General features: G+C 68.7%; 27 protein-coding genes. 13 read left to right on the forward strand and 14 right to left on the reverse strand.

What is annotated here, in order from left to right; all coding sequences use genetic code 11:
- Nucleotides 1–280: 280 nt before the first annotated feature.
- From lpdA to pip, 4 genes are all read right to left on the reverse strand, one after another.
- Complete coding sequence (lpdA, locus tag AB0M65_RS25870) at nucleotides 281–1,666, reverse strand: dihydrolipoyl dehydrogenase (RefSeq protein ID WP_364032495.1); 1,386 nt, start codon at nucleotides 1,664–1,666, stop codon at nucleotides 281–283.
- 51 nt (nucleotides 1,667–1,717) lie between these two features.
- Nucleotides 1,718–2,491, reverse strand: a complete 774-nt coding sequence (locus AB0M65_RS25875; protein WP_364032498.1) for a lysophospholipid acyltransferase family protein — start codon at nucleotides 2,489–2,491, stop codon at nucleotides 1,718–1,720.
- Nucleotides 2,492–2,554: 63 nt separating this feature from the next.
- Complete coding sequence (locus AB0M65_RS25880; protein ID WP_364032501.1) at nucleotides 2,555–2,962, reverse strand: nitroreductase family deazaflavin-dependent oxidoreductase; 408 nt, start codon at nucleotides 2,960–2,962, stop codon at nucleotides 2,555–2,557.
- A gap of 16 nt (nucleotides 2,963–2,978) precedes the next feature.
- Nucleotides 2,979–3,968 (reverse strand): prolyl aminopeptidase, encoded by a 990-nt coding sequence (gene pip / locus AB0M65_RS25885; protein WP_364032504.1) that lies wholly within the window; start codon nucleotides 3,966–3,968, stop codon nucleotides 2,979–2,981.
- Between the two features lie 38 nt (nucleotides 3,969–4,006).
- Here pip and AB0M65_RS25890 point away from each other — a divergent pair, with 38 nt between their 5' ends.
- The 4 genes from AB0M65_RS25890 (at nucleotide 4,007) to AB0M65_RS25905 (ending at nucleotide 8,322) form a co-directional block, all read left to right on the forward strand.
- Nucleotides 4,007–5,047: a LacI family DNA-binding transcriptional regulator gene (locus AB0M65_RS25890; protein ID WP_364032507.1), complete on the forward strand. Its 1,041-nt coding sequence runs from the start codon at nucleotides 4,007–4,009 to the stop codon at nucleotides 5,045–5,047.
- A gap of 78 nt (nucleotides 5,048–5,125) precedes the next feature.
- Nucleotides 5,126–6,277 (forward strand): dihydrodipicolinate synthase family protein, encoded by a 1,152-nt coding sequence (locus tag AB0M65_RS25895; RefSeq protein WP_364032510.1) that lies wholly within the window; start codon nucleotides 5,126–5,128, stop codon nucleotides 6,275–6,277.
- Entirely contained in the window at nucleotides 6,277–7,083 is an 807-nt protein-coding gene (locus AB0M65_RS25900) for a sugar phosphate isomerase/epimerase family protein (RefSeq protein WP_364032513.1), read from the forward strand. The genes AB0M65_RS25895 and AB0M65_RS25900 overlap by 1 nt, the downstream gene beginning before the upstream one ends.
- A 534-nt stretch (nucleotides 7,084–7,617) precedes the next feature.
- Entirely contained in the window at nucleotides 7,618–8,322 is a 705-nt protein-coding gene (locus AB0M65_RS25905; protein WP_364032516.1) for a response regulator transcription factor, read from the forward strand.
- Here AB0M65_RS25905 and AB0M65_RS25910 read toward each other — a convergent pair.
- The 3 genes from AB0M65_RS25910 to AB0M65_RS25920 are packed head-to-tail and all read right to left on the reverse strand — an operon-like array spanning nucleotide 8,316 to nucleotide 10,617.
- The gene (locus tag AB0M65_RS25910) at nucleotides 8,316–9,446 is read right to left on the reverse strand and encodes an FtsX-like permease family protein (protein ID WP_364032519.1); all 1,131 of its coding nucleotides are present in this window, start codon (nucleotides 9,444–9,446) and stop codon (nucleotides 8,316–8,318) included. The genes AB0M65_RS25905 and AB0M65_RS25910 overlap by 7 nt on opposite strands.
- On the reverse strand, nucleotides 9,446–10,105 hold the full coding sequence (locus tag AB0M65_RS25915) for an ATP-binding cassette domain-containing protein (protein WP_364032522.1): 660 nt from the start codon (nucleotides 10,103–10,105) through the stop codon (nucleotides 9,446–9,448). The genes AB0M65_RS25910 and AB0M65_RS25915 overlap by 1 nt, the downstream gene beginning before the upstream one ends.
- Nucleotides 10,102–10,617, reverse strand: a complete 516-nt coding sequence (locus tag AB0M65_RS25920) for a lipoprotein ABC transporter ATP-binding protein (protein WP_364032525.1) — start codon at nucleotides 10,615–10,617, stop codon at nucleotides 10,102–10,104. Before AB0M65_RS25920 ends, AB0M65_RS25915 begins: the two co-directional genes overlap by 4 nt.
- Nucleotides 10,618–10,728: 111 nt before the next feature.
- Between AB0M65_RS25920 and AB0M65_RS25925 the strand changes: the two genes are divergently transcribed.
- Both AB0M65_RS25925 and AB0M65_RS25930 read left to right on the forward strand, forming a co-directional pair.
- On the forward strand, nucleotides 10,729–12,039 hold the full coding sequence (locus AB0M65_RS25925; RefSeq protein WP_364032528.1) for a HAMP domain-containing sensor histidine kinase: 1,311 nt from the start codon (nucleotides 10,729–10,731) through the stop codon (nucleotides 12,037–12,039).
- A 244-nt stretch (nucleotides 12,040–12,283) separates the two neighbouring features.
- The gene (locus AB0M65_RS25930; protein ID WP_364032531.1) at nucleotides 12,284–12,916 is read left to right on the forward strand and encodes a TetR/AcrR family transcriptional regulator; all 633 of its coding nucleotides are present in this window, start codon (nucleotides 12,284–12,286) and stop codon (nucleotides 12,914–12,916) included.
- A gap of 154 nt (nucleotides 12,917–13,070) precedes the next feature.
- On the opposite strand, the gene AB0M65_RS25935 is transcribed toward AB0M65_RS25930, so the two are convergent.
- Nucleotides 13,071–13,820: a TetR family transcriptional regulator gene (locus AB0M65_RS25935; RefSeq protein ID WP_364032534.1), complete on the reverse strand. Its 750-nt coding sequence runs from the start codon at nucleotides 13,818–13,820 to the stop codon at nucleotides 13,071–13,073.
- 62 nt (nucleotides 13,821–13,882) lie between these two features.
- On the opposite strand from AB0M65_RS25935, the gene AB0M65_RS25940 reads away from it, so the two are divergent.
- Together AB0M65_RS25940 and AB0M65_RS25945 are read left to right on the forward strand one after the other, a co-directional pair.
- Nucleotides 13,883–14,752, forward strand: a complete 870-nt coding sequence (locus tag AB0M65_RS25940) for an alpha/beta fold hydrolase (protein ID WP_364032537.1) — start codon at nucleotides 13,883–13,885, stop codon at nucleotides 14,750–14,752.
- Nucleotides 14,753–14,850: 98 nt separating this feature from the next.
- Nucleotides 14,851–15,261 carry a hypothetical protein gene (locus AB0M65_RS25945; protein WP_364032539.1) on the forward strand — a complete coding sequence of 137 codons (411 nt, stop codon included), beginning with the start codon at nucleotides 14,851–14,853 and terminating at the stop codon, nucleotides 15,259–15,261.
- Nucleotides 15,262–15,285: 24 nt separating this feature from the next.
- On the opposite strand, the gene AB0M65_RS25950 is transcribed toward AB0M65_RS25945, so the two are convergent.
- Nucleotides 15,286–16,758 carry a carotenoid oxygenase family protein gene (locus AB0M65_RS25950; protein ID WP_364032541.1) on the reverse strand — a complete coding sequence of 491 codons (1,473 nt, stop codon included), beginning with the start codon at nucleotides 16,756–16,758 and terminating at the stop codon, nucleotides 15,286–15,288.
- A gap of 225 nt (nucleotides 16,759–16,983) precedes the next feature.
- Between AB0M65_RS25950 and AB0M65_RS25955 the strand changes: the two genes are divergently transcribed.
- Entirely contained in the window at nucleotides 16,984–17,172 is a 189-nt protein-coding gene (locus AB0M65_RS25955; protein WP_364032544.1) for a DUF5302 domain-containing protein, read from the forward strand.
- A gap of 85 nt (nucleotides 17,173–17,257) precedes the next feature.
- On the opposite strand, the gene AB0M65_RS25960 is transcribed toward AB0M65_RS25955, so the two are convergent.
- The 4 genes from AB0M65_RS25960 to AB0M65_RS25975 form a co-directional block, all read right to left on the reverse strand.
- Nucleotides 17,258–18,328 (reverse strand): Glu/Leu/Phe/Val dehydrogenase dimerization domain-containing protein, encoded by a 1,071-nt coding sequence (locus AB0M65_RS25960; RefSeq protein ID WP_364032547.1) that lies wholly within the window; start codon nucleotides 18,326–18,328, stop codon nucleotides 17,258–17,260.
- 119 nt (nucleotides 18,329–18,447) lie between these two features.
- The gene (locus AB0M65_RS25965) at nucleotides 18,448–19,638 is read right to left on the reverse strand and encodes a kynureninase (RefSeq protein ID WP_364032550.1); all 1,191 of its coding nucleotides are present in this window, start codon (nucleotides 19,636–19,638) and stop codon (nucleotides 18,448–18,450) included.
- A complete protein-coding gene (locus tag AB0M65_RS25970) occupies nucleotides 19,635–20,417 on the reverse strand; it encodes a tryptophan 2,3-dioxygenase family protein (protein ID WP_364032553.1) in 783 nt (260 codons plus the stop codon). Before AB0M65_RS25970 ends, AB0M65_RS25965 begins: the two co-directional genes overlap by 4 nt.
- Nucleotides 20,414–21,235 carry a PaaX family transcriptional regulator C-terminal domain-containing protein gene (locus tag AB0M65_RS25975; RefSeq protein WP_364032556.1) on the reverse strand — a complete coding sequence of 274 codons (822 nt, stop codon included), beginning with the start codon at nucleotides 21,233–21,235 and terminating at the stop codon, nucleotides 20,414–20,416. Before AB0M65_RS25975 ends, AB0M65_RS25970 begins: the two co-directional genes overlap by 4 nt.
- Before the next feature lie 48 nt (nucleotides 21,236–21,283).
- On the opposite strand from AB0M65_RS25975, the gene AB0M65_RS25980 reads away from it, so the two are divergent.
- From AB0M65_RS25980 to AB0M65_RS25995, 4 genes are read left to right on the forward strand one after another with little or no spacing between them, the layout of a single operon-like run.
- Entirely contained in the window at nucleotides 21,284–22,009 is a 726-nt protein-coding gene (locus AB0M65_RS25980) for a creatininase family protein (RefSeq protein WP_364032559.1), read from the forward strand.
- Complete coding sequence (locus AB0M65_RS25985; protein ID WP_364032562.1) at nucleotides 22,006–23,508, forward strand: benzoate-CoA ligase family protein; 1,503 nt, start codon at nucleotides 22,006–22,008, stop codon at nucleotides 23,506–23,508. The genes AB0M65_RS25980 and AB0M65_RS25985 overlap by 4 nt, the downstream gene beginning before the upstream one ends.
- Nucleotides 23,505–24,197, forward strand: coding sequence for an SDR family oxidoreductase (locus tag AB0M65_RS25990; RefSeq protein ID WP_364032565.1), 693 nt, complete (start codon nucleotides 23,505–23,507; stop codon nucleotides 24,195–24,197). Before AB0M65_RS25985 ends, AB0M65_RS25990 begins: the two co-directional genes overlap by 4 nt.
- On the forward strand, nucleotides 24,194–25,021 hold the full coding sequence (locus AB0M65_RS25995) for an enoyl-CoA hydratase family protein (RefSeq protein WP_364032568.1): 828 nt from the start codon (nucleotides 24,194–24,196) through the stop codon (nucleotides 25,019–25,021). Before AB0M65_RS25990 ends, AB0M65_RS25995 begins: the two co-directional genes overlap by 4 nt.
- 98 nt (nucleotides 25,022–25,119) lie before the next feature.
- Here AB0M65_RS25995 and AB0M65_RS26000 read toward each other — a convergent pair whose 3' ends face one another.
- A complete protein-coding gene (locus tag AB0M65_RS26000; protein ID WP_364032571.1) occupies nucleotides 25,120–26,085 on the reverse strand; it encodes a YafY family protein in 966 nt (321 codons plus the stop codon).
- Between the last annotated feature and the right edge of the window lie 9 nt (nucleotides 26,086–26,094).

The following is a 26,094-nucleotide window of genomic DNA, read 5'->3' on the forward strand; positions in this document are numbered from 1 at the left end:
GGTCGTTCTAACGACCCAAAACACTCACGAGACCCGACCCGCTCGGTACCGCGCCCGCGTGCTCGCCTCAAGTACATGAAGGCCCCCTTCCTTGCGCCTAGGTACAGGAAGGGGGCCTTCATGTACTTCGGGAAGGTGTGAAGGTAGCGAAGGCCCCTTTACTACCTTCAGGGTAGGCAAGGAAGCCTTCACGGACCGGGCCCGCGATCAGCCCCGCAATTGAATCCAGTAGGCACCTAAGACACTCTTGGCCCTAACGACCCAAACCACTCACGAGGGCTTACATGTTGATCATGTGGCCTGCCAGCCCGTGGATGGCTTCCTTCACGGCTTCCCCGAGGGTCGGGTGAGCGTGCACGTTTCGCGAGATTTCGTGCACCGTCAGGTCCCATTGCTGTGCCAGAGTCAGCTCCGGCAGCAGTTCGGTCACCTCGGGGCCGATCAGGTGCGCCCCCAACAGCTCCCCGTGCGAAGCGTCGCTCAGGATCTTCACGAAGCCGACAGCTTCGCCGAGGCCGTGCGCTTTTCCGTTGGCGGAGAAGGGGAACTTCGCCACCTGGACGTCGAAGCCTTTTTCGCGGGCCTGTTCTTCGGTCCAGCCGAAGCTGGCGATCTGCGGCTGGCAGTAGGTCGCGCGCGGGATCATGACGAAGTCGAGTTCCATGGTCTCGGCGCCCGCGATGGTTTCGGCGGCGACGACGCCCATGGATTCCGAGGCGTGCGCGAGCATCAGTTTCGCGGTGACGTCGCCGATCGCGAAGATGTGCGGGACGTTGGTGCGGCCTCGTGAGTCGATGGCGATCGCACCGCGGTCAGTCAGTTCCACGCCGGTCTTGTCGAGGCCGTATCCCTCGACCCGCGGCTGGAAACCGATGGCCTGCAACACCTTGTCCGCTTCCAGAACGCGTTGCTCGCCGTTCTTGGACACGGTCACGAGTACGTTCTCACCGGTGTCGTCGATGGTCTCGACCTTGGTGGAGGTCAGCACCTCGATGCCGAGTTTGCGGTAGCGGCGCGCGAGTTCGGCGGAGACTTCGGCGTCTTCGAGCGGGACCATGCGGTCGAGGTATTCGACGATGGTGACCTTCACACCGTAGTTGTGCAGCACGTAGGCGAATTCGACGCCGATCGCGCCCGCGCCGGCGATGATGATGCTCTCCGGCAGTTCGTTTTCCATGATCTGCTGCTCGTAGGTGACCACGCGCTCACCGCGTGTGGTGCCCGGCAGCAGGCGCGCGGTCGCGCCGGTGGCGATCACGCAGTGGTCGAAGGTGATCCGCTCGCCGTTGACCTCGACGGTGTTGGCGTCGAGGAAAGTGCCGTGCCCGTCGTACTCGGTGATCTTGTTCTTCTTCATCAGGTAGTGCACGCCCTTGACGCGACCGTCGGCGACCTTGCGGCTGCGGTCGAAGGCGGCCTGATAGTCGAAGGTGACCTCACCGTCGATCTTGATGCCGAAGGATTTCGCTTCCTTGGTCACGATATGCGCGAGTTCGGCGTTGCGCAGCAGGGCCTTCGAGGGGATGCAGCCGACGTTGAGGCAGACCCCGCCCCAATATTTCTCCTCCACGACGGCCGCGCTCAGCCCCAGTTGCGACGCCCGGATCGCCGCCACGTACCCGCCGACACCGGCCCCCAGGACCACGACGTCATAGTGTGCACTCATACCTCGAAACCTACCCTTCACCGGGCCGGTCCGAAGGGTGAGAATCCTCGCTCAGGCGGGCGGCCGCGAGCCCCGGATCCCCGCCAGGAGTTCGGTCACCGCGGTCATGATCCGCTTGGTCGCCTCTTCCAGCACCTCACGCGACGGCGAGGGCGTTTCGAGGTCCGAAAGATCGACCGGCGGACCCGCGACGAGGTCCACCGTCTTGCGCGGGAGGCCGCGTGGCAGGACGGCGCCGGACGGCAGCAGGTGGTGCGTGCCCCAGTTCGCCAGCGGGATCACCGGGACGCCGGTCTCCAGCGCGATCCGCGCGATCCCGGTCTTGCCGCGCATGGGCCACCCGTCCGGGTGATCGGTGAAGGTCGCCTCGGGGAAGATCACGACGCATTCACCCGCACGGACGGCGCCGACGGCGTCGCGGTACGCGTCCGACGCCGTGGCCGCGCCCCGGTAGACCGGGATGTGCTTGCCCGAGCGCATCACCGAACCGACGACCGGCGCGTCCCACAGGCTCGCCTTGGCCAGGTACCGCGGCACGCGGCCGTGTGCGAGGCAGTACGCCGTCACCGTCGTCGGATCGGCGAACGAGAGGTGGTTCGACGCCACCAGCACCCCGCCCGACGACGGCAGGTGCTCCCCGCCGCGCACCCGGAACCGGGTGAACAGCACCAGGAACGGCCAGACGACGTTGATCGCGAGGCTGAACCAGAACCCCCGGCCGGCGCGGGCGAAGCGCCGGCCGAAGGCGATCATCTGGCGAAAGCTCAGCAAGTCACCCGAAACGGGTGTCAGTGCGGTCCAGCGATCACGGGGTCTCAGCGCCATGGAGGTAATTCGTAGCCGAACCCGCTCAGGTTCGGCTGATTCCCCGCACTAACGCGGCACGGATCACACGCGTTCGAGGACCACCACGGGGATCTCGCGGTCGGTCTTCTCCGCGTAGTCGTTGTAGTCCGGCCACACCGCGGCCAGTTGATCCCAGAGCTTCGCGCGCTCCTCACCTTCGACGGTCCGCGCCCGCGCGGTGAACTTGTCCGCCTTGACCTGGGCCTTGACCTCGGGGTTCGCCAGCAGGTTCTGGTACCAGCCCGGGTGTTCCGGCGCGCCACCCTTGGAAGCCACGATCACCGGGTTGTTCGCGTCGTCGAACTGGTAGATCAGCGCGGACTTGCGATCCTCGCCGCTCTTACGGCCCTTGGTGGTGAGGACGAGACAGGGCGCGCCCTTCTCCCAGTCGTGTCCCACCTCGCCATCGGTCTCCTCGTAGCGACGGACGTGCTCGTCACCGAAAAGCATGTCTGCGATCCTCTCCTCAGTCCTGACCGGTAGCCGCGCCCTGCCAGTCTGACGCGAATCGATCGGTCGCGCTGATCAACTCGTGCAGGGTGCCGGGTTCGTCGAACGCGTGGCCCGAGTCGCCGACCATCACCAATTCCGCGCCGGGCAGGAGCCGGCTGAGTTCCCAAGCGGTGATGGCCGGGGTGACCACGTCGTAGCGCCCCTGGACCAGAACGCACGGAATGCCCTGGAGCTTCCCGGCGTCGCGGAAGAGCTGATCTTCGGCCAGCCAGCCGCCGTGCCGGAAATAGTGGTTCTCGATCCTCGCGATCGCGAGGGCGAACGTCGGATCGGAGAACGCCTCGATCACTTCGTCCTGCGGACGCAGTTTGACCGTTTCGCCCTCCCACCGGCTCCACGCCATCGCGGCCGGGCCGTGCACCGCGGGATCCGGATGGTGCAGCAGTTCGTGGTAAACCTCGATCAGGTTCTCCTGGCGACGCGAATACGGCACCGGGTCCAGGAATCGGGACCACGCCTCGGGGAAGAGGAAGGCCGCTCCCCCGCCGAAAAGCCATTGCAGTTCCTTGACCCGCAACGTGGCGACGCCGCGCAGGACGAGTTCCGTCGTCCGGTCCGGATGCGTTTCCGCGTACGCCAGCCCGAGGACGCTCCCCCATGAACCGCCGAAGACCATCCAGTGTTCGATACCGAGATGCTCGCGCAACCGCTCGATGTCCTCGACGAGGTGCCAGGTCGTGTTGACCGAAAGATCCGCGTCCGGCGTGGCACAGTGCGGCGTGCTGCGGCCGCAGCCCCGCTGATCGAAAAGGACGATCCGATATCGCCCGGGGTCGAAGAGTCTGCGGTGTCTCTGGCCTGCTCCGCTGCCGGGGCCACCGTGCAGGAAGATCACGGGTTTGCCCCCGGGATCGCCGCATTCCTCCCAATAGATCTCATTGCCGTCACCGACGGGCAACATCCCTTGGACGTAAGGTTCGATTTCCGGGTAAAGGCCGAGCATGTCCGCCACTATGCCCCAAACACCAGCATGGAGGTTCGATGAAGGCTCGCCCCCACGTGACGCTGGAAGATGTCGCGCGCACCGCGGACGTGTCACTCGCGACAGCGTCCCGCGTACTCAACGGCACCGCCACCGTCCGGGGAGATCTCCGCGAACGGGTGATCGCCGCGGCCGCCGAGCTCTCCTACACCCCCAATGCTCACGCTCAGGCTCTGGCCGGTGGCTCACAGCCCACCGTGGGAGTGATCTGCCACGACGTCGGCGACCCGTATTTCGCCGCCATCGCGGGTGGGGTCATGCGCGTGGCGAGTGAGAACGACCTTCTGGTGATGCTCGCGAGCACGTTCCGCGACCCGGCGAAGGAGGTCGCCTACGTCTCGACGCTGCGTGCCCAGCGCGCGTCGGCCATCCTGCTGATCGGTTCCGCCTTCGAGGACAAGGCGTGGGAAAAGGCGATGGCCGCCGAACTCGAGCCGTACCGGCGCGGCGGCGGGCAGGTCGCCGCGGTCAGCAGACACCGGGGACTCAAAGTGGACACCGTCCAGCCGGACAATCGCGGTGGCGGCGCCGAATTGGCGAAAGCGCTGCTGGACCTCGGGCACCGGCGCTTCGCCGTCCTCGCCGGGCCGCGCGAGCTGACGACCGTCGTCGACAGGCTCGGCGGTTTCGCGGCGGAACTGCTGGAGAACGACGTCGAACTCGCGGAGGACGACGTCGTCGAGGCGGCGTTCACCCGTGACGGCGGCTACGAGGCGATGGAGAAGATCCTCGCCCGGCCCAAGAAGCACCGGCCGACGTGCGTATTCGCGGTGACCGACGTGATGGCGATCGGCGCGATGGCCGCGCTGCGTGACGCGGGGGTCTCCGTACCCGGCGAGATGTCGATCGCGGGTTTCGACGACATCCCGGTAGTGCGCGATCTCACGCCGGCGCTGAGCACGGTCGCGCTGCCGCTGGAGAAACTGGGCGAACGGGCCATGGACCTGGCACTCAAGGCCTCACCCGGCACCCGGGCGCGCGTGGTGCGCCTGTCCGGCGAGGTCGTCCTGCGTTCCAGCACCGCCGCCCCCGCTCGCTGAGACCCTTGTGTGTGGCCCGCGCGGTGACTTACCGTGGGCCGAGAAAGCGCTTTCTCACGCACGCGCCACGGAGACTCGATGACCTTGATCGCCCTGCCCACCGCCGACGGCGGACTGGCGGAGTGGACGCCGCGGGGGGCGGAAACGCCCGCCAAACCCGCGTCGCCGCCGTCCTCCCGGATCGCCTACGCGGCCGCACACGTGGTCGCCGACCCACTCGCCGCCGCCGATCCCGAAGAAGGCGCGGTCCTGGACTGGGAGACGACGCTGGCCTTCCGCGAGCACCTGTGGTCTTGCGGTCTCGGCGTCGCCGAGGCGATGGACACCGCGCAGCGCGGGATGGGCCTGGACTGGGACACCACGAAGGAGCTCATCCGGCGCACCGGCGCACTCGCCGCCGGACGGCCTTGGGTGGCGGGTGTCGGCACCGACCAGCTTCCCGGCGGCGCCGCGACACCCGAGTCCATTGTGGACGCGTGGCGCGAGCAACTCGATCTGGTCGGCGAGGCCGGGGCGATCCCGGTCGTGATGGCGAGCCGGGCACTGGCCGCTTCGGCGTCCAGGCCGGAGGATTACCACGCGGCGTACGGGAAACTGCTTTCCGGCGCGGACCACCCGGTCTTGCTGCACTGGCTGGGCGAGCAGTTCGATCCCTCGCTCGCCGGCTACTGGGGACACGCCGATGTCCGCGAAGCCGCCAAGGAACTGGGCAGGCTCTGCGCCGGCCACGCGGGCGCGATCGCGGGGGTGAAGGTGTCGGTGCTCGACGCGTCGATCGAGACCGAGTTCCGCCGGGCGCTGCCCGAAGGCGTCAAGTGCTACACCGGTGACGACTTCAACTACCCGGAGCTGATCGCCGGGGACGACCAGGGCCACAGCGAAGCACTCCTGGGCATTTTCGACGCCATCGCCCAGGTCGCCGGCGCCGCGCTCGCACGGCTCGACGACGGCGACACCGCCGGATTCCGCGGCCTGCTGGACCCGACGGTGGCACTCAGCCGGGCGATCTTCCGCGCACCCACCAGGAACTACAAGACCGGCGTCGTCTTCCTCGCCTACCTGAACGGGCATCAGGACCACTTCCGCATGGTCGCGGGCCGCGAGTCGGCGCGGTCGATCACGCATCTGGCCGAACTGCTGCGCCTGGCGGACGCCGCCGGAGCGCTCACGGATCCGGAACTCGCCGTGGCACGGATGCGGCCGCTGCTGGCCGCGGCGGGGGTGTCCTGATGGACCGGTTGAGCCTGAACCAGATCACCACCAAGGCCTGGTCGCTGCCCGAAGCGGTCGCGGGCTGCGCCGAGGCGGGTGTCCGCTGGATCGGCCTGTGGCGGGACAAGGTCGCCGAGACCGGCGTCGACGAGACGGCCCGGCTGCTCAAGGAGTACGACGTCGGCGTCTCCTCGCTGTGCCGCGGTGGTTTCTTCACCGGGGTCACCCCGGAAGGGTCCCCTGTGGACGGTGTCGCGCAGACCCGGGAGGCGATCGACGAAGCCGCCGCGCTGGGTGCGGGCGTCCTCGTCCTGGTCGTCGGCGGCGTGCACGGCGACCTCGCGACGTCGAGGCAGCGGGTCGCCGACGCGGTCGGCGAGCTGGCGCCCTACGCCGGGGAACGCGGGGTCCGGCTCGGCCTGGAGCCCCTGCACCCTATGCAGTGCGCCGAGCGGTCTGTGCTGTCCACTGTGGACCAGGCGCTGGTGATCGCGCTGGAGCACCCCGCCGAGCAGGTCGGCGTGATCGTCGACGAGTTCCACGTGTGGTGGGACCCGCGGATCGAGGAGTCGATCGCGGCGTCGGCAGGACGGATCGCCGGATTCCATGTCTGCGACCAGAAAGTGCCGCTGACCGACACTCTGCTCGGCCGCGCGCTGCCCGGTGACGGCCCGATCGACCACCGGCATCTGAAGGCGTGCGTCGAGGCGGCGGGCTACACCGGGCCGATCGAGGTCGAGGTGTTCGACGCCGACCTGTGGCGCCGTCCCGGCGGCGAGGTGCTCGCGGAGACCGTCAAGGCCTACCGGGACCACGTTTCCTGACGAAGGTCAGGGGCGGCCGCCGCCCTGGTGGCTTCCGTGCCGGCGCGATGCTCCCTCGCCTGAGCCTCGACGCAGGCTCACGGGGCGCCCGACCGGAGGCGCCTGACCGGTCCTTTCGCGCCGCACCGTGTGGATTTCGGGTCATCTGACGCGTCGAAATCCACACGGTCGCGCCACAAGGTCCGGTGACAGCTCGCTAGGCAACGGCCACTACCTCGACCAGTTCACCTACGCCTAACACGCGAAGCGCGGGATCACGAAAAGAGCAAGGGACCTTTGCTATCGCCTAGGCCACAGGTTGTGGGTGGCAGGCCTCGCGGCAGGCACGGGTAGTGGGCCGAAGCGGAAAACCCAAGGAATGAACGGTCCGTTCAGTAACACGGAGGGTGTGCGCCTAGACCGCCGTAACGCTCTGTCCTTTATGGACATACAGCCGGAGGCGCACAGGAAACCGTTAGCGCCCTGTTACAGAAGAGGTGGCGTTCGTAACGTCTTGGCCGGAAAGAACAGTGTTCAACGGTTAAGCTCCCCCGCATGCCGAAACTGCTGGTGGTGGAAGACGACGACGCGATCGGCGGCGTCCTCGAATCGACCCTCCGCCTCCACGGTTACGAAGTCTCCTGGCAGCGCGACGGCCGCACCGCGCTCGCCGCCGCGGCGGCCGACGACATCGACTTCGTCCTGCTCGATCTCGGCCTGCCGGATCTGGACGGCGTCGAGGTCTGCCGACGGCTGCGTGCCGCGCTCCCCGGCGCCGTCCTGGTCATCCTCACCGCCCGGCAGGAGGAAATGGACGTCGTCGTGGGCCTGGAGGCGGGGGCCGACGACTACCTCACCAAACCCATCCGCCTCGGCGAGCTCCTCGCCAGGGTGCGGGCGCATCTGCGGCGTGGGACGGCCCCGCCGGAGAGCAGGCCGGCGATCGCCATCGGGCATCTGCGGGTGGACACCGCCGGTCGCCGGGTCAGCATCGGCGGCCGGGAGATCCCGTTGCGGGCCAAGGAGTTCGATCTGCTCGCCCGGCTGGCCGAACAGCCGGGTGTCGCGGTCAGCCGGGACACCCTGATGTCGGAGGTGTGGGACGCGCACTGGTACGGCTCCACGAAAACCCTCGACGTCCACATCGCCGCGCTGCGGCGGAAACTGACCGAGTGTTCGCCGTCTCCCGAGCAGGCACCCCGGATTTCCACCCTGCGGGGCCACGGCTACCGCCTGGAACAGCCCTTCGAGGCTCAGTAGTCGCGGAGGTCGGAGACCTCGTCACGGGCGGCGAGTTGCGCGATCCGCGCAGACGCCACCACACACGACACGATCACCACCGCCGCGAGCAGCCCGAAGTACGTATGCGGGAAGGCGTCCCACTCCATGGGGGTGAAGAGGACGAACAGGACCCCCAGCAGATGTCCGGCGACCAGTCCCCCGCCGCCGACGATCAACGCGTCACCCGCGATGAACGTGGCCACCTGACGGCGTTTCCCGCCGAGGGTACTCACGATCAGCAGGTCGCGGCGGCGTTCGTTGAGCGCCAGCCCGAACGACGGCCCCGCCGAGGCGGCCGCGAGGACGAGGGACGCCGCCAGGTCCATCTTGGCCGCGCCGCAGCCGTCCTTGGTGAGCGCGGTCGAGATCGAGAACGCCACCGCCAGCGCGACCAGCACCACCGAACGCGCCAGCAGCGCGCTCCGCCACGAAATGGACAACGCGAGCACACCGGCGAGCCCGGACACGAGCGGCCTGAGCACCCCGCCGATGAACCGTTTTCCCTTGCGCAGTCCCAGCTCCACCAGCCGCCACAGCAGCATCGTGCCGCCGGCCCAGCCGAGCAGCGGCCAGAAGAACGCGAGTGCGAGCAGGGCGAAGTCGACGCCGTAGGGCGACCACCATGGCGGCCCGTCTTCGCCGGGTTCGAAATACCACTCGCGCAGCACCGGTGGCAGGACGGTGAGTGCCGCGACGAGCAGCCCCGCGGCCAGCAGGAGAACGATTTCCCGGCCGAGAGAAACGCCGGGCTGGATCAGGAAACCGGTCGCCAGCGACAGCAGGATCCCGAGGACGCCACCCGCCAGCCCGGCGACCGCGGCTTCGGCCGAGGCCAGCCCGAGCACCTGCCCGCCGGTCGCGCCGCGGGCACGCAACAGGTCCTGATCCGTACGCAGCGAGCGGTCCGACGGGGCGGTGATCAGCACGACGAGCACCGTCGCCGGAACCCACGGCGGCGCCGGGAGCCCCACCCAGCCGTGCACCGCGAGCAGCAAAACCACGATCGCGACCCCGGCCGCGGGCACCCCGAGCCGGGCGGGGCGCACTCGCGCGATCCCGCCGACCCACAGCGCCATCCCGGCCAGCCCGGACATTCCGGCCATCACAGGTCCCGCACCAGCTTCCCGTCCACCATCGTCCAGCGGTCGCCGAACAACCCGTCCGGGGCGGGCTCGGCGGTGGCGACCAGCAACCCGGCGGCCAGCCGGTCCGCCGCGTGCACGAGCCTGCCCAGCAGCCGCTCCCCGGCAGGCCGGTCCAGCCAGCCGGCCGGGTCGTCGGCGAGGATCAGTTTCGGGGCGGGTGCGAGTGCCCTGGCGAGAATGGCCAGCCGGATCTGCTCCCCGGTCAGATCACGCGGCGCCTTCTTCGCGAGACCGGCGAGCCCGACCAGCTCCAGTGCGTTGTCGACGGCGTCACGGACGGCGGTGCCGGTCCGGCCGGCGAGGACCAGTGGCAGGGCGACGTTGAGCCGGACGTCGAGATCACGCAGCAGGCCGCCGTCCTGCAGCACCAGCCCGATCAGGTCGGGTCCCGGCGGCGACGGCGCGAACGCGGGCCAGTCGATCGTGCCTGCCGTCGGCTTCTTCATCCCGGCGAGCAGATGCAGCAGCGTCGTCTTCCCTGTCCCGGCCCGGCCGGTCACCACCGCCCGGGTCTCCGCGGCGATCTCGCAGCTGACGCCGTGCACCGCCACCACCGCGGTCAGTCCGGTGCCATAGGTGTGCGCCAGTTCGTTCGTGCGGACCAACGGTACCGTCACGCCACTCTCACGATCCGGTGCGCGGCCGCCGCGATGCCGGGATCACGGGTCGCCACGACGACGGCCGTCCCCCGGCACGCGACCGCGCGCAGCAGGTCCATGAGTTCGAGGGCGGCGAGGCCGTCGAGTTCGCCCGCCGGTTCGTCGGCGACGACGACCTCCGGCGTGCCGGCGAGGGCGACGGCGACCCCGGCCCGTGCGCCTTCCATGATCGACAGTGTGCCCGGATACGCGTCGCCACGCCCGGCCAGCCCGGTCAGTTCCAGCAGGCCTGCGACGTTTTCCGGGGTACGGCGGGTGGCGAGCCTTCCCGCCAGCAGCACGTTCTGCTCGACGGTGAGGTGCCCGAAGAGGTTCCCGCGTCTGAGCAGCACTCCGACCCCGGGGCCACCGGCGGGGAGATCACCGCCTCCGGAGGGCAGCACGGCCACACACTCGCCCGGGACGGCGTACCGGACGAGGGGGACGGATCCGGGCCCCGGGCCTGCCATGACGGCGGCACGTCGGCGCATGGCCCCAAGGTAAAGCGAACGGGGTCAACATCGCCTTGATCCCAGGTCAACGGACGGCAAAAAATCGTGTCGGGCGGGTGATCCTCGCCCCGGTCGGCCACACTGTCGACCGTGCGCCGCCGGATCGTGTCCCTCACCGTGCTGGCCGCGGTGCTGGCGATCACCCTCTTCGGGGTGCCACTGGCCCTCGCGGTCGCCAAGTTCCACGAGGGCGCGTCGGCCCACGACCTCGAACGGGCCGCCGACACCGTCGCCCTCGACGTGACCGGCGACCTCGCCAACGGCCGCGTCCCGGAACTCAAACCGGCGAAGCCCGACGAGGACGAGCGCCGGATCCGCGGCATCAAGATCGCCGTCTACACCCCGACCGGCAGGCTGCTGGCAGGCGACGGCCCGGCGACCGCCGACGACCTCGTGCGCCAGGCGCACCAAACCGACATGGCGATCGGGACGCTCGGCGACGAGGTGGTCCTCACCATCCCGGTGCTCAGCGGCGCCTCGCTGGTGGGGGTGATCCGCGCCGCCCATCCGAGAATCGAACTGGACCGGCGGATCTGGCTGACCTGGCTGAAGATGGCCGGTCTCGGCGTCGTCGCGATCGGGACGAGCTGGCTGATCGGACGCCGGATCGCCACCCGGCTCGCGCGGCCGCTGGAGGATCTGGCCGACACCGCCGAACGCCTCGGCGAGGGCGATTTCACCGTACGCACGCGCCGCACCGGCGTCCCCGAGATCGACCAGGTCGCCGAGGCACTCGACGTCACCTCGGCCCGTATCGGCGAGACACTGGAACGCGAGCGGACCTTCTCCTCCGACGCCTCCCACCAGCTGCGGACCCCGCTGACCGGGCTGCGGCTGCAACTGGAGGCGGCGCTGGAAAGCCCGGATCGCGATCCCTACGCGACGATCCGCGACGGCATCGTCTCGGCCGACAGGCTGGAACGCACCATCGACGACCTGCTGGCGCTGGCCAAGCAGACCAGGGCCCCGCGTGCCCTGCTCGACCTGGGGAAACTTTTCGAGGAGGTCCGGCAGACCTGGCACGGCCTGCTCGCCGGACGCGGCAGGGCATTGCGGATCAGCGGCCGCGAGGCGCTGCCGGCGAGGGCGGCGGACGCGGCCGTACGGCAGGTGCTCGCCGTCCTGCTGGACAACGCGGCGGCACACGGGCGCGGCACGGTGAGCGTCCTCGCCCGCGACGCCGGGGACGCGCTGGCCATCGACGTGAGTGACGAAGGCGTCATCGCGGACGGGCACGATCCGTTCGTGACCAGGGAAGAGACCGAAGAGCGGGAAGGCAACGGGATCGGGCTGCGGCTGGCGCGGAGCCTTGCCGAGGCGGAAGGCGGGCGGCTGCGGCTGACCAGCCCGTCACCGACGACGTTCACGCTGCTCTTGCCCGCCGAGCGCCCGGCGCCGTAAGAAGGCCCGGGCCTGGCGAGCTAGGGGGGGTTACTCGCCAGGCCGGGCCGGTAGGAGGCAAACGCGCCCCGACAGCGCGCACGGCATGCCACCTGAATGAAGACGGTAAAGACCAACGGGCCAACAGACGGTACACGCCGGATTAACTGACACTTTGCTTTTGAATGTCACAGCGTTTTGGCTGGTGAAAGGGGCCGGAGCGACCGTCCGGCCAGGCTGAATCGACCGTGGGAAGATACGACGTATGAGCACGGAGCCGGCACCGAGATGGCGAAGACTGGAACCGGACGAGCGTAAGGAGCAGATCTTCGCCTGCGCTGCCCGGCTTTTTGGGGACCGGCCCTATTCGGAAGTGTCCACATCGGACATCGCGGCCGAGGCCGGGGTGGCGAGAGGCCTGATCAACCACTACTTCGGCACGAAGCGGGAACTGTATCTGGAGATCATCCGGCGGGCGCTGACCGTGCCGCGTCTCGCCGTCGAGATCCTCCCCGAGGGCCCGCTCGAACTCCGCGCCGACGTCGCCATCGACTGGTTCCTGGACATGGTCACCAGCCAGGAGAAGATGTGGCTGGCCGCGATCGCGCCGGAGGGCATCGGCCGGGACCTCGAAGTCGAGCAGATCCTCGAAGAAGCCGATCGGGAATCGGCGGATCGCGTCCTCGAAGCGGTCGGGCTGTCCCGCGAGAGCGAGCACGGCCAGGTGTTGAACGCGCTGGTCCGCGCGTTCGGCGGGATGGTCAAGGCGGCGGGCCGTGAATGGCTCGTGCGTGGTGCGCTCAATCGCGAACAAGTGCACACGCTGCTCAGCAAGTCACTGGTCACCTTGGTCGGTGAGGTCTTTCCCGAGATCCAGCGCGCCGCACCGCGGCACTGACAGCGCTGACAGCTCTGGCAGTACTGACGGCACTGACGGCACTGACGGCAAGTACCGGAGAAGCCCCCGGCACCGCGAGGGGGAGGTTGGTGCCAGGGGCCTCTCCGACCGGCGGCGGACCACCGGTATCCCTCCACACTACGCCGAGTCGCTGTTACGGACCTGTCGAACTTCGAAGGCGGGTTCCCGCCTCACCCAGCTGGGCGAGGCGATGCTCCAGCCCGTCGAGACAGCGTTCGACAGCGTAGGCGTAGAGCCGTTCGTAGTAGCCGGCCGCGAGGTCGGGATCGACGACCAGCGCCGCGATCGACTCACCCAGCGCCGCCATCCCCGGCAGGTCCTCGCGGTCGCGGTACGCCGCGTAGCCTTCGGACCGCTCGAGTTGCAACGCCATCGCGCTCTCGCGGTCGTCCTCCATCGCGACGAACTGGCAGGCGGTGGCGAGCAGCAGGTTGTAGGCGAACGGGGCCTCGCCGCCGAATCCGGCCGCGAGCAGACGGCCGATACCGGCGTCCATGGTCGGCACGGCGGCCACGACCGACGGCCCGAACAGGGCCAACCGTCGCGCCGAACCGGGATAGCCGCGCAGCACCGTCCGCACGGTCGGCAGGAACTCGCCGAACCACGCCCGCCACGGCAGCGTCACGTCGGGCAAGGTCAGCCGTCCGACCACGCGGTCGAGTACCGCGACGACGACGGCGTCCCGGTCGCCGACGTGGTGGTAGACCACCGCGGGGTAGGCGTCGACCGCGGCCGCGAGCTGCCGCAGCGTCCAGTTCTCCAGGCCGGACTCCGCCGAAAGCTCCAGTGCGGCGTCGACGATCCGGTCCTTGGTGACCGCCGGCCGTCCGGAAGCCGCGCGCGACCGTGGCCGGGAACCCGCGTCTTCGGAGAAAGTCGGCATACGGGCTACCGTATCCGCAGTCAGGTGGTCCAATAGCGGGGGCTTCCGGCAGGATTGGCGGCATGCCCCGTGCCCGCGTGAACGGCCTCGAACTCGAGTACGACACCTTCGGCTCTCCCGAGAATCCGCCGATCGTCCTGGTCATGGGGCTCGGCGCCCAGATGGTCACCTGGGAGACCGGCTTCTGCGGACTGCTCGCCGATGGCGGTTTCCACGTCGTCCGGTTCGACAACCGCGACATCGGCCTCTCGACCTATCTGGACGACCTTCCGGTACCGGACCTCGCCGCGCTCGCGGCGGGAGACCTGACGTCGGTGCCGTACACGCTGTCCGATCTCGCGTCCGACGTCACCGGGCTGGTCGACGCGCTCGGTGCCGGGCGCGCGCACGTCGTCGGCGCGTCGCTGGGCGGGATGATCGCGCAGCAGCTCGCGATCGACTCGCCGGATCGGCTGCTCAGCCTCACATCGATCATGTCGACCACCGGGGATCCTTCGGTCGGGAATCCGGAACCGGCGGCGCTGGCCGGGCTGACGCGGCCGCCCGCCACCACCCGTGAGCAGGCGATCGAGGACGGCGTCGCGTGGTTCAGGCTGGTGGGTTCGCCGGGGCATCCGTCCGACGAGGAGTTCCTCCGGATGAAAGCCACCCGCAACTACGACCGGGCGAATCATCCGGCGGGCACCCTGCGGCAGGCCGCCGCCGTCGTCGCGTCCGGCGATCGCACGGCGAAACTGCTCGAGGTCCGCGTTCCGACACTCGTCATCCACGGCGAAAGCGATCCGCTGATCAACGTCAGCGGCGGCAAGGCGACCGCGGAAGCGATCCCGGGTGCCGAGTTGCTGCTGCTCCCCGGTATGGGGCACGAATTGCCGCGGCAGCTGTGGCCCACGATCGCCGCCGCGATCATCGAGCACGCGCGTAAGGCCTAAGGCGTCAGGCGTCAGGATTTCGTCAAGAAGTCCGGCGGCCGCGTAGAAAACCCGTTCACGCTCGCGACATGACCGGTGACGCGGAGTTCTCTCTGTGTATGAGGAATCCCGAGTGCTTCGGTTTCCCGTTCGGTTGCGTGGCCATCGTCGGCGCGGCCTCGCTCGCCGGTCTGCTGGGTTCGCCGCGACATCCCGGTATTTCCTTGGCGGCACTGGGTTTCGTCGTGTTCGTCACCGGAGCTGTGACCCGCGCGGCCGCCGCGGCCGGGACGGCAGCGATCGCCTGGGGTGTCCATTCAGGATTCACCGTCGGGACGCTCGGCGAGTTGCAGTTCTCCCCCGAGACCGGCGTCGCCGCCGTCGTCTTCCTCGGCGCGACGACGACCGGGGCGCTGGCCGGGGCGGCCCGGCGCGGCCGGTGGGTTCAGCGGGCGACGACCATCGTGACGACGGTCATGAAGGATCCGCCGACGTTCAAGGTCAGCACGTTCCGCGCACCCTCGACCTGAAACGGCCCGGCGGTGAAGGGAATTTCAACCACGGGAAGGTTCCAGCTGGTCCGCCCGGACCCAGGTCGCGTGAAAACCGAGCGGGACACGCTGGGGCAGCAGGACCCTGGCCACGGGTCCGGCGGCGAGTTCGGCGGCGTCGAAGATGTCCAGCTCCGAGCGCCCCTCACGCTCGTCCTGGACGAACGTCACCAGATAGCCGTCGTCGGAATCGGCGGCCGCGCCGTCGCGAGGAGCGAACGGCGCCTCACTGCCCCACCTGCCCTCGCCGAACCGATATTCGGTCTTGGAGCCGTCACGATTGTCGTAACAGACCAGGCCGTCGAATTTGAGCGTCGACTCCGGCGAGATGTGCACCGCGTAGGAGAAGCGGTTCCGGCCGCCGACCACCCTCGAGTCGACGGTCGGGAATTCGGTGTTGTCGTCGTCGAGCCGGTCTTCCACGCACAGCCCCGTCCGCAGGTTGAACCGGTAGCGGTGCGGTGAGGCGTCCAACCTCAGGTACGAAAGCATCTTGGCGAGCGGGGTGTGCGCGTCAGCACGCGGCTGCGGACGCTGGACGCGGCAGACGTCGAGGACGATTTCCTCGCCCTGCTCCCACGAGTTGACGACGTGGTAGATGTAGCACGGGCTGGCTTCGAACCAGCGGATCTGGCTACCGCCACCGTAGCGCGGCAGCACCCCGAACCGGCTCGGCAGCGAGCGGTCGAAAAGGAGCTTGTGCCGTCCGTTGCGTGCCGCTTCCAGGTCTTGGACCAGCGGAAGGTCCATCAGGATGGCGTAGTTCTCGGTGATCGCCATGTCGTGCGGCAGGCGGGGGCCGGGGAGTTCGATCTCGGTCGTGTTCACGACCTTGCCGTCCGCGCTGACCACGCCGTAGCGCAGGTACGGCGGACGCGGCCCGTAGTCGAACCAGAACATCTCGCCGGTGCGCTCGTCGACCTTCGGATGCGCCATCATGTCGCCGACAAGCGTGCCGAGGAAGTCTTCGGCGCCCAGTGTCTCCAGCGAAAGCGGGTCGACCGCGTACGGCGTGCCGCACATATACCAGGTGGCGAGCAGCTTCCCCCGGTGGAAGATCAGGTCGGTGTTGCCGCTGTCCTTGACGTTGAGGCCGTGACCGTTGCCGAACGGGTTGCCCTTGGGCGACTCCATGACGCCCTTCCAGAGCGCCTTGCCCGCCTCGGATTCGGCCTCGAAGGCCTTGGTGCGGACCCAGCGGTTGCGGTAGCGCGCCTTGCCGTTCTCCAGGTGGACGGCGTGGATCATGCCGTCGCCGTCGAACCAGTGGTAGCGGCCTTCCGGCGCGAACCGGGGGTTGGGCCCGTTACGCAGGTACACGCCGTTGAGGTCGGCGGGGATCTTGCCGATGACCTGCAGATCACTCGCGTCGATCTCTTCGCCGACCGGGGCGTAGACACCCATCAGATACGGGTTGACCTCGGGTTCACCGGTGGCCGCGGCCACCATGATCGGTTGCTCGGAGGTGCTCGTCATCGGCTGTCTCCCCGGTGGGTTTCAAGCGTGGTTCGCGTTGACCGATTGGCTGAGACACTATCGTGCAGAGGCTTTTCCTGCGCTTTCGCCGTTATGAGGAACTCCGGGTGCGGTTCGGCGGTCCGGTGCGGCCGCCCGGCCCCGGGAGGTGACGAAATCGACTCGCCAACCGGGTTGGTTCCTGACAGGCTGGGATCGTCACATGTCGTCACCTCGGAGGTAGCAATGACTGAACCGGCACCGTCCCCCACGGAGGGCGAAGAGGACGACACCAAACGCAAGTTCCGCGAGGCGCTGGAGCGCAAGCAGGCGCAGTCCCGCTCCGGCTCGGCCCACGAGAACGCCGGCGGTAAGAACCTGCACGCACACGGCCCCGCCGCGAACAAGCGCACCTTCCGTCGCAAGAGCGGCTGAGTCCGCGCGGCACTGCCCGTAGACGCTATGAACGGCCCGTTACTCGCGAAATTCGCGAGTAACGGGCCGTTCTTAGCGTTCAGAGTTACACCGTCAGGATCGACCGGAGGCCGCCCACCTCGGTCATCCGGCGCTCGGCCAGCCGGTCGGCCGCTGTCGCCGGTGGCACGCCGTCGGCCTTGGCCAACGCGAACACCGCCTTGGTGGTGTCGAAGATCGCCGTCGTCCTGCGCTTCGCCCGCGCGAAGTCGAACCCGTGCCGCTCGTCGTCGACCTGGATCACGCCACCGGCGTTGACCAGGTAGTCCGGCGCGAACAGGATGCCGCGGTCGTCGAGTTGCTTGCCGACGCCGGAATGCGCGAGCTGGTTGTTGGCCGCGCCGCACACGATCTTGGTGCGGAGCTCGGCGGCCGTCTCGTCGGTGAGCACGCCACCCAGCGCGCACGGCGCGAAGACGTCGAGTTCGGTGCGCATCAGCGTGTCGAGATCGTCGGCGACCTCGACTCCGGGGTACGCCGCACGGGTGCGTTCGATGGCGGCCGGCGAGACGTCGGTGATGACCACCTGCGCGCCCGCTTCGATCAGATGCCCCACGAGGATGTGCCCGACCTTGCCGACACCGGCGACTCCGACCTTACGACCCGCGAGGTCCGGGACACCCCACACGGCGTCGGCCGAAGCACGCATGCCCTGGTAGGTGCCGAAAGCGGTGAGCACCGAGGAGTCGCCGGCGCCGCCGTTCTCCGGCGAGCGGCCGGTGACGAACTCCGACTCGCGGGCGACGATGTCCATGTCCTGCACGTAGGTGCCGACGTCGCAGGCGGTGATGTAGCGGCCGCCCAGTGTCTGGACGAAACGGCCGAAGGCGCGAAGCAGCGCTTCGGTCTTGTGCTTATGGGGATCGCCGATGATGACGGCCTTGCCGCCACCGAGGTCGAGCCCGGCGAGGGCGTTCTTGTAGGCCATCCCCTTCGACAGCGCGAGGACGTCGGCCAGCGCCGCGTCCTCGGATTCGTAGGGGTAGAACCGGGTTCCGCCGAGCGACGGCCCCAATGCCGTCGAGTAGATCCCGATGATGGCCTTCAGGCCGGTGGCCTGGTCTTGGCAGAAGACGACCTGCTCATGGCCGGTACCATGGCCGAACACTTCGGTCACTGTGGTGACTCCTTGTCACTGGAGTGCACGCCGCTTGTGGCGGACATGCGAAGTTCCTCAGATCAAGGCACGGTCCCCGCGCGAAGGTCGTCCGGCGGCGACAGTGCCACATCCGCAATCTAGCGGACGATCTCGTCCAGGACGCGGAGCGCGGTGTCGAGCTGACCGTCGGACAGGTACGGGGCCGGGCCGAACCGCAGGAACGCGCCGCGGCTGTCGGTCCGGACCCCGCGTTCGGCGAGGGCGGCCTGCAACGCACCGGCGTTCGCGCATTTCAGCGACAGGAAGCCGCCGATGCGGTCCAGTGGCGTCTCCCGGTCACGGGTGATGACGTCTTCTGGCAGGCCGAGTTTGTCGAAACCCTCGGCGAGGAAGCCGACCTGATGCCGCGAGACCTCCCGCAGGAACTCGGGAGTGAGCCCTTGTTCGGCGAAGAACCGGAAGACGCGCGCGCCCCGGTAGTGGCTCGTCGGGTCGTAGGTCGCTCCGGCGAACCGGTCAGATCCGGAGGCGTAGGCGACTTCGCCGGGCCGGCGCTCGTCCGCGAGCGCGCCGAATTCGGCGTACCAGCCGGTGACGACCGGCCGGAGTTCCTGCGCGTGCGCGGGCATCCGCAGGAAGCAGTTGCCTTCACCCAGCTGGAGATACTTGTAGCCGCCGCCGAGCACCCAGGCGTTGGTGAGCCCGAGGTCGTGCAACGAGAACGGGACGACGCCGAGCGCGTGGTAGGCGTCGACGACGAGGTTCACCGACTGCTTGAGACAGACGTCGGCGAGGTGGGCCAGCCCCGGCACCAGCCGGGAGGTCTCGAACAGCACCGCCGAAACGAGTACCGCGGCCGTGTCCTCGGTGACCTCGGCGGCGACACGTTCGGCCAGGGTGGCGACCGGCGCCGAGGGGACGCGGACCACCTCGACACCTTCCTCAGCCAGCCGGGCCAGTTGACGGCGCAGCGTGTGGAACTCGCCGTCGGTGGTGATCAGTCGCGGGCGGCGCCGCAGGTCCATTGCCGACAGGAACCGGATCACCAGGTCGTGCGTGCTGGCGCCGAGTGCGATGGCGCCATGCGGGTCGGCGAGCAGCGCGCGGAACCCGGCGCGTAGCTCGTCGGCCTTCGCGAAGGCCCGCTCCCACTTCGTGTCGACCTCTTCGGCCGCGTCGGCGAAGGCTTCGAGAAGCCCCTCCTCGGCGACGTCCGGCCAGGCCTGGTGGGAATGCCCGGTCAGCAGGATCCGTTCCGCCACACCGAATTTCGTGTAGTGCACCGCGAGCGCGTTGGGATCACGCCGCAACTCGTCCAGGTTCGTCAAAGCCGGCTCCGTACCGCCCAGAGGTCCGGAAACATCGGGCGGAAAAGGGTCGAACGCAGATAGGCAGCGCCCGGCGAACCCCCCGTCCCAATCTTGTCTCCGATGGTGCGCTCGACCATCTTCACGTGCCGATACCGCCACTCCTGCATCCCTTCGTCCAGGTCGACCAGGTGCTCCGCCACGACAGACGGCCCGGTGTCATCGCGATAAACCTGCAGCAGAACCTCTTGGAGCGCTGGAGAGGGTTCGAGTGGCTTGGAGACATCGCGCCCGGTCGGGACGGCGTACTCCTTGACCGCGAGATACGTGACGAAGGAGTCGAAGAGCGACGGCTTGGACATCGCACCGGCGATCCGGGCACGCTGCTCACCGCCTTCGGGGTAATGCGCGAAGACCCGCTCGTCCCGGCGGCCGAGCACGGCCTCGAGTTCGCGGAATTGAGCCGACTGGAACCCGCTCGAAGCGTCGAGTCGCGCACGGAAACTGGTGAACTGGCTCGGAGTCATCGTCTCGAGCACATCGATCTGCGCGACCACCACCTTGAAGATAGTCAGAATCCGCCTCAGCGTGCGGATGGCGTGAGCGGTGTTACCCGCCTCGAGTTGCTCCTGCAGGTAAAGCGCCTCGTGGAGAACTTGTTTGAACCAAAGTTCATACACTTGGTGGATCACGATGAAGAGCATTTCGTCGTGTTCATCGGATCGCGGATGCTGCGCGTCGAGCACTTCGTCCAGCGAAAGGTAGGACGTGTAACTCATTGCGGCCTGGGTGTCATTCATTTTTCGGTCACCTCATCGAAATGGCGTTGCGCCGCCGGGGCCAGCGCTTGGTACAGATCATGGAAAAGTTCGACCGCGGCCGCCCGGCTCGGCGGAGCGGGCACCAGCCCGACCGGGAGTTCCGGATCGAGCGACGGGAAGGCGCGAAAGGTGTGCGTCAGCCAGGTTCGGACTCCGAATGCCTCGGCGTCAGGCAGGTCGCCTGAATAGCCGCCGAACTCTCGGACGAACGCGTCGTAACGCGCGGCGAGGCCGTCGAGGTTCCAGGCGCGGGCGGCGAACCGCCGGACGTCGAGACCCGCCGACGGTTTGCCGAGCATCAGCCCGGCGTGTTCGGAGACGTCGAGTTCGGTCAGCAGCGCGAGTACTTCTGCCTCGCGGTCGTGCGGCGCGATCCAGGTGCCGTCCTGCACGGGGCCGAAGCCGAGGAAGCGCAACCGTCGCACCAGCCGTTCCCGCGCCTGGCGGCGGCTTTCCGGGATGCTCTGCCACAGCACGGTCCACTCGCCGACTTCGCGGTCGCGGCGGCCGAGGGAGAAGATGCGGCGGTCGCCGTCTTCCAGCAACGCGATCGTGCGGCGGGTCAGCGAGTAGTGGACGAGCCTGCCCGCCTTATGTCTCGCGAGCAGGTCGCGGCGGGCGAGCCTGGCCAGCGCGATCCGCGCGGCGCCGTCGGAGAAACCCAGCCCGGCCAGTACGGCGACCAGGCCACCGGACCAGACACGGCGGCTCTCGCGCGGCGACACGTAGGTGCCGAGCAGGGTCATCACCAGTTCCTGGGGACCTGGCTCACCGTGGGACGCGGCCGATTCGAGCATGCGGGCAACTCTATACACCCCAGGCCGCTGCGGTGTAGCTTGATTCGAGTGACGTACTTCGCGGATTTGAGCTCGCGCCAGGTCGCGGCGCTCGCGTCCAGTGAGCGTGTCCCCGTGCTGCTGCTGCCGGTGGGTGCCGTCGAACCGCATGGGCCGCACGCGCCGCTGGGCACCGATCCCCTGATCTCACGCGGGATGTGCGAACGCGCGGCCGCGCGGCTGGCGGCCGATCCCGGCCTGCGTGTGCTGATCCTGCCGGAGGTGCCCTACGGCGTGACGCGGTTCGCGGCCGGGTTCGCGGGAGGCATCTCGATCGGCGAGGAAACCCTGCACACCCTGCTGACCGAGATTTGCGGCGCGCTCGTCGAGCAGGGACTGTCCCGGATCCTGCTGGTCAACAACCACTTCGAGCCCGCGCATCTGGCCGTGTTGCGGCGGGTGGCGGAGACCGACGGCGTGGGCCTCGTCGACCTGGTCCGCCGCCGGTACGCGGCCCGGCTCACCGGCGAATTCCGCTCCGGGGAATGCCACGCCGGGCAGTACGAGACGTCGCTGGTGCTCGCCGACCGGCCCGACCTGGTCGATGCCACGATCCAGCGCGATCTGCCCGCGGTCCACGTCGACCTGGCGCGAGGCGGGGTCACGGACTTCGCGTCGGCCGGGATGACCGAGGCCTACTGCGGAACCCCCGCCAAGGCGACCGCCGAGGAAGGCGAGCAGACCTTCTCGGTGCTCACCGACATCCTGGTCGAAGCGATCCGGGAGCTGGTATGACCTTCAACCTGGCGACCCATTTCGTCGACCGGCTCCCCGGCACGCGGACGGCGCTGGTGTGCGGTGACGAGGAGGTCACCTACGCGGAACTGGCCGCGCTGGTGAACCGGGCCGGGAACGTGCTGCGTGACCTGGGTGTCCGAAGTGGACAGCGGGTCCTGCTGGCACTGAACGACAGTGTCGAGTTCGTCGCGGTCTGGTACGCGGCGCAGAAGATCGGCGCGGTCACCGCCGAGGTCTATTCCTTCTTGCAGCCCAAGGATTACGCGTACTACCTCAAGTACACCGAAGCCGTAGTAGTCATCGCCGACGCGTCCACGTTGCCCGCCTTGCGCGAGGCCGGGGCGCGGAACCTGCTGGTGATCGGCGAGGTCTCCTTGGCACCCGGCGAGCACTCGTTCGCCTCGCTGGTCACTGCGGCCTCCCCTGAACTCGAAGCCGCGCCGACCGCACTGGACGACGTCGCGATCTGGAAGTTCACCACCGGCAGCACGGGTTCGCCCAAGGCGTGCGTGCATCCGGCACGCAGCGCGCTGGAGAGTTTCGAGCGGTACGCGCTCGGCGTACTCGACCTGCGCGAGGACGACCGCGTGCTGGCCGTGCCGAAGCTGTTCTTCGGCTACGCGCGGGATCTGACCGCGTTGTTCCCGTTCGGCGTCGGCGCGTCCGGGATCGTTTTTCCCCAGCGCAGTACCGCGGAGCTGCTGTTCTCGCTGATCGAGCGCTACCGGCCGACGATCCTGGTGAACGTGCCGACCATGATGAGCGCGATGATCGCCTCCCCCGCGGCGGCAGGAGTGGACATGAGCTCTCTCCGGCTCGCGACGTCCGCGGGTGAGGCGCTGCCGTCGGAGCTGCATCGCAAGTGGGACAACCTGTTCGGCGTCCCGGTGATCGACGGCATCGGCTCTTCGGAGGCATACCACATCTACCTTTCCAACGTCCCCGGCGCGCAGCGGGCCGGCAGCCTTGGCCGCGAGGTCCCCGGCTACCGCGCGCGGATCCTGGACGAGACCGGGGAAGCCTTGCCGGACGGCGAGATCGGCACCCTGGAGGTCACCGGGCCGACCATCGCTCGCGAGTATCACGGGGACGCCGAGAAGACCGCGAAGACGTTCCACGGCGAAACGCTGCGCACCGGCGACCTGTTCAGCCGCGACACCGACGGCTACTTCCACCACCACGGCCGTGCCGACGACCTGCTGAAGGTGTCCGGTGTGTTCGTCGCGCCGAGCGAGATCGAAGACTGTCTCATCGGGCATCCCGCCGTCGTCGACTGCGCGGTACTGGGTGTGACCGTCGACGGCCTGGTGATCCCGCGGGCGTGCGTCGTCCTCGCGGAAGGCGTTTCCGTCACGCCGGAAGAACTGAAGGAGCACGCGCGGGCACAGCTGGCGAGGCACAAGTATCCGCGGGAGGTGGTGTTCGTGACCGAACTTCCCCGCACCGCCAACGGAAAACTCGATCGGCGCGCACTGCGCCGGGTGGAGGCGGAGTGAGCAGGATCGTCGTCGTCACCGGCGGGACACGCGGGATCGGCGCGGCCATCGCCGCGCGATTCCTGGCCTCCGGTGACCAGGTACACGCCCCCGGCCGGGCCGACTGCGACGTCACCGATGAAAACGCCGTCGCCCGGTACTTCGAGGGCCTTGGCCCGGTGGACGTCCTGGTCAACAACGCCGGGATCTCGGCGAGCGCACCACTCGCGAAGACGTCGCTGGAGCAATGGCGTACCCAGATCGAGGTCAACGCGACCGGCGCTTTCCTGTGCACGCGGGCGGTTCTGCCCGGTATGCGGTCCCGCGACACCGGCCGGATCGTCACCGTCGCCTCGACGGCGTCGAAGATCGGTTACCGCTACACGGCCGGATACACGGCGTCGAAACACGCCGCCGTCGGCCTGATGCGAGCCACCGCCGCCGAAGTCGCCGGCACCGGCGTCACCGCGAACGCCGTCTGCCCGGCCTTCGTCCGCACCGATATGACGGCCGCCTCCGTCGCCCGGATCCAGGAACGGACCGGCCGCGACGAAGCCGGCGCGGAAGCCGCCCTCGCCGCCGCGTCCCCACTCGGCAGACTGCTCGAACCCGGCGAAGTCGCCCACGCGGTGGCCTTCTTCGCCGCGGCCGAAGCCGCCGCGATCAACGGACAGACACTCGTCCTCGATGGAGGTGGGATCCAATCATGAGCCCGTTCCGCGCCACGCCGCCGATCACGACACAGTGGGAACACTTCGAGTTCACTGTGGACGATGGCGTCGCCATCGTCACCTTGGACCGCCCCGAAAAACTGAACGCGCTCACCTTCGACATCTACGCGGACCTCCGCGACCTGCTCGCCGAATTGCCGCACCGCGGCGACGTCCGGGTGCTGGTCATCACCGGACGGGGCCGCGGTTTCTGCTCCGGCGGCGACGTCGAGGAGATCATCGGCGAGCTGCGGAAAATGGAGTCCGCCGAACTCCTGGAATTCACCCGCATGACCGGCGCCGTGGTGAAAGCCCTGCGCGAATGCCCCATCCCGGTGATCGCCGCGGTGAACGGCGTCGCGGCGGGCGCGGGTTCGGTGATCGCACTGGCCAGCGACTTCCGGCTGCTGGCGTCGTCGGCGAAGTTCGCCTTCCTGTTCACGAAAGTCGGCCTCGCCGGCGCGGACATGGGCTCGGCGTACCTGCTGCCACGGCTGGTCGGCCTCGGCCGGGCGACCGAACTGCTGATGCTGGGCGACAAGATCGATGCCACCCGAGCCGAGGCCATCGGGTTGGCTTCTCAGGTCGTTCCTGACGCTTCGCTTGCTTCGGAGGCTTCCGCTCTGGCTCGCCGTCTCGCCGACGGTCCGGCGTTGGCCTACAGCACGACGAAGGTGCTGCTGACGCGTGAACTGGACATGGATCTGGGCAGCTCCATCGAGCTGGAGGCGATCACGCAGGCACTGCTGATGACCACCAAGGACCACGGTGAGTTCTATGCGGCTTGGGCGGCTGGGCGTTCGCCCCGGTGGACCGGCCGGTGATTCTCACCTGCTCGCCGGCGTCTGGGCCGGCGCGCCGCTGTCGGTGGGGCTCAGGGTTTGTTCATGAAGGAATTGGGACGTGGAGTGTCCCAATTCTTTCATGAACAGGGCAGTGAAGCCCCCAGCAACCGCTCCCCCAAAACCCGGCACCGCTCCCCCAGCTCAGGCGGATCCAGTACCTCGAAAGAATGTCCCAGCAGCACCACATGCATGAGTACCACGTCGAGATTCGCCGCCCCGCTCAAAACCTCACACCGCGAAACACCCCGCGGCCGCACGACAGCCGCCGATGCCGAGATCTGCGCGCGTACGGTGTCGGCAGGCGCGTGGACGAGGAACCGGGCCTGGTGCGCGTAAACCCGGCTCGCCACGTTCTCCTGCACGTAGGCCGCCGCGTCGGGTGCGGGGCGCGGGCGGAAGCGCCACGAGCGGGCGGACACGTCGGTCATCCGGTCGACGCGGAAGGTGCGCCAATCGTCGCGATCGAGGTCGTAAGCCAGCAAGTACCAGCGCCGGGCGGAGGCCACCAGGCGGTAGGGCTCGACCCGGCGCCGCATCAGCCCCGAAGAACCCGAGGAAGCCTCAGAGGTCGGATAGTCGAAGCCCGCTTCCACCTCGTCGCGGCAGGCTCGGGCCAGGGTCATGAGGACCTCGGAATCGAGGGGTGTGCGGCCGCCGTCGAAGGAGACGACCGAACCGGACAGCGCGCGCACCTCGTGCCGCAGGCGGATCGGCAGCACCCGGTCGAGTTTCGTCAGCGCCCGGAGCGCGGCGTCGCCGTCGCCCGCGCCGGCGAGCAGGGAGACCGCGGTGGCGATCGCCTCCTCGTCATCGAACAGCAGTGGCGGCATGTCCTGTCCGGGGCCGAGCTGATAACCACCGCCGACCCCGTTGCTGGCCTCCACGGGGTACCCGAGCGAACGCAGGCGCTCGATGTCCCGTCTGATCGTGCGCGGGGTGACGCCGAGTCGTTCCCCCAGTTCAGGGCCGGTCCACACGGCGCGTTGCTGCAGCAGTCCGAGCAGGGTGAGTACCCGCTCCGTCGTACCCCGCCCGTCCTCCATGTCACCTAC

Source organism: Amycolatopsis sp. NPDC051071 (genome assembly GCF_040682875.1).
GTDB lineage: Bacteria > Actinomycetota > Actinomycetes > Mycobacteriales > Pseudonocardiaceae > Amycolatopsis.